Here is a 6,428-nt window from a genome sequence, read left to right as displayed (position 1 = left end):
GGTTCTATTTATCCTCGATTACCGAAAGAATATTGCCGGCCGGATCGGTAAACCAGGCAATCAACGGTCCGCCGCCGCGAAACACACCTTTTGTATCGGTGGCGATTTCGCCGCCATATTGTTCGAACTGCACGCCGCGCCGGGTCAGTTCGTCCACGGTTTTGTCCACATCTGCAACCGGGAAATTGAGCACGGTGTATGTCGCCGGCGCATGACCGGGTTTTTCATACAGCAACACATTGTTGCCGCCCGCAAGCTCTAATTTCAGCAAACCGCCCATTTCCGGCACTTCCGCAACTGCCAGACCGAGCGTTTGGCTGTAAAATTTTTTGGCTGTATGGATATCATTTACGGAAAATCCGCTAAATGCTTTGGCTTCTGTTAACATTTGAATGTCCTTTCTGATTGGTTTTGGCACACTACTTTTTTATTCCTCAGCGAAAGACAATCCGGCATTTGCTAACGCCTGACGCAGTTGCTCAAGCGCGTTTTTACCGATGCCGTGCAACCCGGCGATCGTGCTTTCGCGGAACCCGGAGAGCTGCTTTAATGATGTAATACCCGCATTCGTCAATGCCCGCTGCGCCGGTGCTGCCAGTTTTCCCGGCAGGTCTGGCGTTAATTGGGACTGTTTTGCTGTTGATGGTTTCATTGTTTGATCCATTTTGTCGTGTTTGAACACATCCGATTTACATGCTCCATCAATATAATATGGATTGAGCCAAAGCGAAAGGTGCAGAAACGGCAATATGCGGGGTGATTTGCGACAGAATCAGCGGGGAAATCGCGATGTTTTTTTTACAGTGTTATTTTCGGCGGTGGATATGCCTTTGTAAATTTTACAATACCGTTATCGGCGGTGGATATCGCGATGTGCGTTTTGACGATGCCGTTTTGGGGGGTGAATATCGCGATGGTTTTTTTACGATGGCATTTTCGGCGGTGAATATCGCGGTGGATTTTTTACGGCGTCATTTTCGGCGGTGAATATTATTGTGGTCGGGGGTTGGGGGATCGGGGGTTTGTTGCGGTGATAACCAATTGAATACTAAAATTCGAATTTTATCTACGACGCACCATTACGATCATTGCCGCGTTATTGTCGGTTGTCCCACATTTTCGGGATTGTTGATGATTATTGTTTGATTGCCAATATTCGGTGCTATTGCGGATGACGATCGTGGTAATCGTTCCAATTTTTGTCCGGGGTGTTCATCAACAGATTGATCTGTTTGACGTTTGCATTTTAATTTGCCGATGACATCGGATGATCATCCGACGGCATTTGCGGTATTGTTTAATGTCGCGGGGTTGGACTTGTGCATATATCACCACCACCGGTGTTATCCCCGGCAACGGCAATACCGTTGTGATGTTGATAATCCCCAACGTAATAATGCAATGGATATGATCGGGCATGATCACCCATTCGTCCAACCGGACGCGCGGGTGATATTCCGCAATCAACGGGAATTGTTTGGCAACGATGGCGCCGCATTCGGACAGATGCATTTCGCCGTCAATAATCTGCCCCAACAACGGATGTTTGTCCAATATGCATACGGTGATAAAATAGGAACCCGGTGCGGAATAATCCCACCATTGCCAACGGTTCGGTTCGGACCGGAATCGGTTGTTGAACAATGTCATTGTTGATTGATATTGATATGGTGATTGATAATATGTAGATAAAATTCATGAATTTTATCTACAACAACAGGAAAATTCATGAATTTTCCTACGATTATTATGATGAATAATCCCGACAATTACAATTATTATTTTCCGTGCCGTTGTTCCGGTTGTTTATCCCGCCATTGTTGCCGGGTGATAGCGTAAACGTCGCATTGATCATCGCCAAAGGTGCGTTGTTCCACAAACACAAACCCGATCCGTTGGTAAAACGGATGGCATCGATATTGGATGCCAACGGATCGATAATAACCTCGGTAACGTGTTCATCCGCAAAACAGCGATCCAGCGCCAGACGCATCATTTGCGTTCCGTACTTTGCCCAGGTTTCTTTATCCCCGATCCAGATATCGATGGCCGTTTGTTTTCCCCGATGTTTCCCCAATAATGCGTTCTTCCGCTGCCGGATCAATAATCTGCACAAACCCGAGCGGCTGCCCGTCCAGTTCCGCAATCAGTTGCTCCGCCATTCGGGATCACGGGTTAATTCATATTCCCATTCCCAATCGTCGTTGGGATCGGATGCAATAACGTGTGCCTGTTCATCCCAATGGCACAGGGTTGCCAGATCGTGGATGGTTGCTTTGCGGAGGTTATGGTGGGTTGTCATTATTAGATTATCAGTGCAAAAATTAAAACTATTAGTTTTAAAATAGAATATTTTTTCTTTAATATTTTAATGTATTTAAACTCCAATAGCATAAACATTAATTAGATAAGTGTCCTGTGATTTTATATCTTGATAGTTCAGACAACCTTTCATTTGTCTTTCCTTTAAACTCCTTAGTTTCGACATTTGTTCTTCACGCTTTTCAGCATCTTCAATTGGCGTATTGAGATTTTCTTTATCGATAAGTAATTGTTTAATTTGATTTAATAACGCAAACAGTTCTCCAACTCTTCATTATTTTGAAATTTTCATTGTATCAATTATTGCTACCAAATTTCCCATTTTTTGTAACTTTGATTTCATTGGTATGAAAACTTTAAATAGACTTTAATATAGTCTGAACACCATGAATTTTTAGATAATGCAAACGGGATTGATAGTCATTAATTTTAAACATTTATTTCTGAAATTTCTAAACCTGTTAAAAGTCTGTGGTTAATAAAATTGAAGCCAACAAAAGTATTGGCTAATTAATAAAAAATAGTCCACCAACTTTTTTTCAATTGTCTTAACATCTTTTTTTACGGTTTTTTAAAAACACCCAACAATTGAAAAATTTTTTTACTTCAAATCCAAAAATTAATGTGAAATCTTGTAATATTCTTATTAATGCGTTCCTCTAAAATTTTTTTTAAAGTCAACTTTAGAAAAATGGATTTCCTCACTTCAAATACCAAGGTTTATTCACAATATATTAAAATCTCTTGTGGTGATACAATCTAAATAGCTTTAAATTTAATTTTTTCCTTCTTCTTATATATCTGATAACGATGTTTCCTGATCCCCTTCTGTAAACTTAAATTACGTAACTGCAATTTTGAAATATGTCGAATATGTTAAACCTTTAAAGTATTAACAATATTTTGTTTTGTTTTTCTTATCGTTTTTCTGAGTTTTTGTTTAAATCATAAATCGTAAATTTCATTAAAAAGATTTGTTTATTAAGAGCTTGAAATAGTAACGAAATCTTATAAGTTTTGTAATTGCAAAGATACATCATTAATAGTATGTGAAATTCGCTATGTTTCCATTCTGGTAAGAATTTTCTCCCAAGAGAGGAACAAATTTAACCAATTCTTCGAACAATTATTGAATACTGTAATTTATACAATGAGAAATGTTTTTCTTTCAATAAATTGACTTCTTTTAAAAAGACTTTCTTTTATTTTATACTCGCTATCTGAATGTAATTCAGTTTTCAGATGAAAATCTTATATCGCAAAAACATCTATATGTTCATATGATCAATCGAGTTGCTTTGAGAATCGTTTAGGGGTTAGTCACATTTTTGATTTCTTTCTACCATATGAATTTTTTGAACTAAATTTAACGTGTCTTTCGATTTTCAAAAACAGTACATATCATTTATACTAATTTCCATCAGTATATAATTGCCAATTTTTTATTCTAGATTTCTGCTTAATTATATTTATACCATCTCCTTTATTAAATATTAATAACCTGTTTTCGGTTTAAATTGTCCTCAGCAATAAATCTCTTTTATAATCAAATGAATCTTATCGTTTATTCTTTGAAATCTTTTTCATATAAATTAAAGACCAATAATTTTTTCGTTATGTTTCTTTCAATCAAAACTTGCTTATAAAAATTCATCCTAAATCCTTCTTCTAAATTTAATCATTACTAAAAGTTCATATCTATTGTAAGTTTGATTATTCACTATTTCATATTTCCTCTAACATAGATCCTATTCAGTCGTATCTCCGACTTTAGTGATTTAAAATAATTCACAAATTTTTCGAAAATTCACCATTATATTTTTGAATAATCTTTTTAAATCTTTCCAAATACACGATTTTAATAAATGTAACCATTCAAATGACTATCATATTGAATGTTGAAATATCTGTGATAACATATATCAACGGTTCATCATTAAAAATGAACACAAATGTGTATTTTTTAGCCATCTTATTTTAGGTGGTATTAAAAATCTGGCGACTTGTGACTATTTTATTTAAAATTTCTAAATGAATATTGTTGTGAAGTTAAAAATTTTTGTTTATCTTTTAATGGAGATGACATCCGAAGACTTAATGATGAACCAAGTATTTGGTCCAACATTTGCGTTGAGTCCATGTTTTTTATCTTTATCGTTCAGATACTTTTATGCAAACTACAAACAGTTTTGTTAAAACAGTGTTTTTACTTATTTTTCATGTTTTCATAACAGTTGATCATTTTCGCAAAGGCTTTTTGAACCCATTGATGTCTTCACAAATTTATTTCTTTAAATGGTTTCAAAATTTCAACTTTTGCTTATATATATTGTTTCCAGAATTCAATATGAAAGGAACCCTACTTATATGTAAATGCTTAATATTTTACAATTTTCAATTTATAAACTTTTAAGCAATGAGGACAATCTGATAATGTAAATAATTTTAGCATATTTTTATAAAAAATTGTATTTGTCATTTTTTCTAACTATCCCATATCCAACGAATACTGATACTAACAGTCAAACACGGATGTTAAACCTACCAAAAGAGATTCACGGATGGAGATTAAACGGATATTAAAAACCCGTTCAAGACTGCTTTTATTACCAACCGGCGGTTTTTCAAGTTCGGGGAAGATCACCTGCAACGCTAAAAGCGTATAACGTTGCCAATGCATTGGATGATACCATCACTACCACCGAACCCAAAGTTAGCGCCTTTGTGCAGGCATTAAATGTGGTGGATCAGCAGGAAGTATTAAAAAAATCGGCTACCTACAGCATGCAAGCTGCCCAAAAAACCTTTGTTAAAGCGGTTCGTCGCCAGCACGGGTTAATCAGCGCCAAATGGGGCACGGATTCTGTAGAATACAAAGCCTTTTTCCCGCTCGGACTCAGGGAATACAGCCATCCAACCCTGGAAAATATCGGCACATTAATGAACCGTTTTGCTGCGATGGCCCAAACGTATGTTGAGATCTCGGTCAGCATTTGTCGATCAATTTACGGATATACGGGATAATTTTGTCGCGGCACGCCAGGCAATTGCTGCATGGGAATTTGAGGAAGCAAAACCCTGTGCGATACGCGCGAAACGCTGAAACCCAATTGATGCAAAACATCTATACATTAGGTATGAAACACATCGGCAACAGCGATCGCGGTATGGATTATTTTGATATGTCCATCATCCGTAAACCGAAACGCACCAAAACGATCCGGTTACGGAATAATCCGGTTGTTTTATTGTCGTAGGAAAATTCTGAATTTTCCTACGACAACACAACGATGAATTTTCCTACAACAACACCGATGAATTTTCCCCGATTTTTCCTGCATAGATACAATACCCAATCCGTTTCAAAACGCATCGCGCCAGGTAGCGCCGACGGGAATCATTTTGTTGGCGATGTGACGTGGTTATCTCAATTTTATCAATATATTGCAGCGACACGATAAACGAGCGATGAATCTGCACAAACAGCGATTCCGGCAGTTGTGCCAGGTTTCGCGAATCGATGCACGAACCAGCACCGACTCGGTTTCGTAACATATTTGACGTAATTTCCCTCCCCTTCAATATAGCATATCTCGTTGTAAACCAGCCGCCGTTTCTGGCTGCCGGTATTCACAAAAAAGAAATCGCTGCCCGCAATTGGCTGCGGCGACAGCCGCGTTTTGGCTTTGGTAACCGCCATCAAAAAGCGGGCGAAATCGAATGGTTTCAGCAAATAATCCACCGCTGCCACTTCGTAACTTTGGATGGCGTATTCGCTGTGGGCCGTCGTAAAAATAATCAGCGGTTTGCCGGAAAAAGATTTGGTGAGCTGCAATCCGTCGATATCCGGCATGTTGATGTCCAGAAACACCAGATCAACCGGATGATCGTTGGCAAATGCCACTGCCTCAAACGGATCGAGAAAGGTTTGCGCCAGCGATAGAAAGGGCACCCGCGCCACGTGATTGCGGATAATTTCCAGGGCTTTCGGCTCGTCATCTATGGCGATGCATGTTATCATTTCAAAGGATAAAGGGTTAAGGATAAAGGATAAATAATGTTTTTTGCCGCGAAGACGCAAAGGGCGCGAAGTTGTTAATGCGTTG

The 6,428-nt window shown here is 38.3% G+C and carries 8 protein-coding genes and 1 pseudogene; 3 read left to right on the top strand and 6 right to left on the bottom strand.

What is annotated here, in order from left to right; genetic code table 11:
• Positions 1-4: 4 nt before the first annotated feature.
• Both H6629_22310 and H6629_22305 read right to left on the bottom strand, forming a co-directional pair.
• The gene (locus tag H6629_22310) at positions 5-388 is read right to left on the bottom strand and encodes a VOC family protein (GenBank protein ID MCB9070517.1); all 384 of its coding nucleotides are present in this window, start codon (positions 386-388) and stop codon (positions 5-7) included.
• A 39-nt stretch (positions 389-427) separates the two neighbouring features.
• Positions 428-652 carry a DNA-binding protein gene (locus H6629_22305; protein ID MCB9070516.1) on the bottom strand — a complete coding sequence of 75 codons (225 nt, stop codon included), beginning with the start codon at positions 650-652 and terminating at the stop codon, positions 428-430.
• Positions 653-789: 137 nt separating this feature from the next.
• Between H6629_22305 and H6629_22300 the strand changes: the two genes are divergently transcribed.
• A complete protein-coding gene (locus H6629_22300) occupies positions 790-987 on the top strand; it encodes a hypothetical protein (protein MCB9070515.1) in 198 nt (65 codons plus the stop codon).
• A 228-nt stretch (positions 988-1,215) separates the two neighbouring features.
• On the opposite strand, the gene H6629_22295 is transcribed toward H6629_22300, so the two are convergent.
• Positions 1,216-1,650 (bottom strand): hypothetical protein, encoded by a 435-nt coding sequence (locus H6629_22295; protein MCB9070514.1) that lies wholly within the window; start codon positions 1,648-1,650, stop codon positions 1,216-1,218.
• Between the two features lie 128 nt (positions 1,651-1,778).
• A pseudogene (locus tag H6629_22290) lies at positions 1,779-2,302 on the bottom strand (GNAT family N-acetyltransferase).
• 2,699 nt (positions 2,303-5,001) lie between these two features.
• On the opposite strand from H6629_22290, the gene H6629_22285 reads away from it, so the two are divergent.
• A complete protein-coding gene (locus tag H6629_22285; GenBank protein ID MCB9070513.1) occupies positions 5,002-5,346 on the top strand; it encodes a hypothetical protein in 345 nt (114 codons plus the stop codon).
• Between the two features lie 89 nt (positions 5,347-5,435).
• Positions 5,436-5,579: a hypothetical protein gene (locus H6629_22280; protein ID MCB9070512.1), complete on the top strand. Its 144-nt coding sequence runs from the start codon at positions 5,436-5,438 to the stop codon at positions 5,577-5,579.
• Between the two features lie 43 nt (positions 5,580-5,622).
• Here H6629_22280 and H6629_22275 read toward each other — a convergent pair whose 3' ends face one another.
• Positions 5,623-5,802 carry a hypothetical protein gene (locus tag H6629_22275; protein MCB9070511.1) on the bottom strand — a complete coding sequence of 60 codons (180 nt, stop codon included), beginning with the start codon at positions 5,800-5,802 and terminating at the stop codon, positions 5,623-5,625.
• Positions 5,759-6,343, bottom strand: a complete 585-nt coding sequence (locus tag H6629_22270) for a response regulator (protein MCB9070510.1) — start codon at positions 6,341-6,343, stop codon at positions 5,759-5,761. Before H6629_22270 ends, H6629_22275 begins: the two co-directional genes overlap by 44 nt.
• Positions 6,344-6,428: the final 85 nt, after the last annotated feature.

The sequence above is a fragment of the Calditrichia bacterium genome, from assembly GCA_020634975.1.
Classification (GTDB): Bacteria; Calditrichota; Calditrichia; order RBG-13-44-9; family J075; genus JACKAQ01.
The sequence above is the reverse complement of the archived record's forward strand: the minus strand, read 5'-3'. Positions and strand labels throughout refer to the sequence as shown.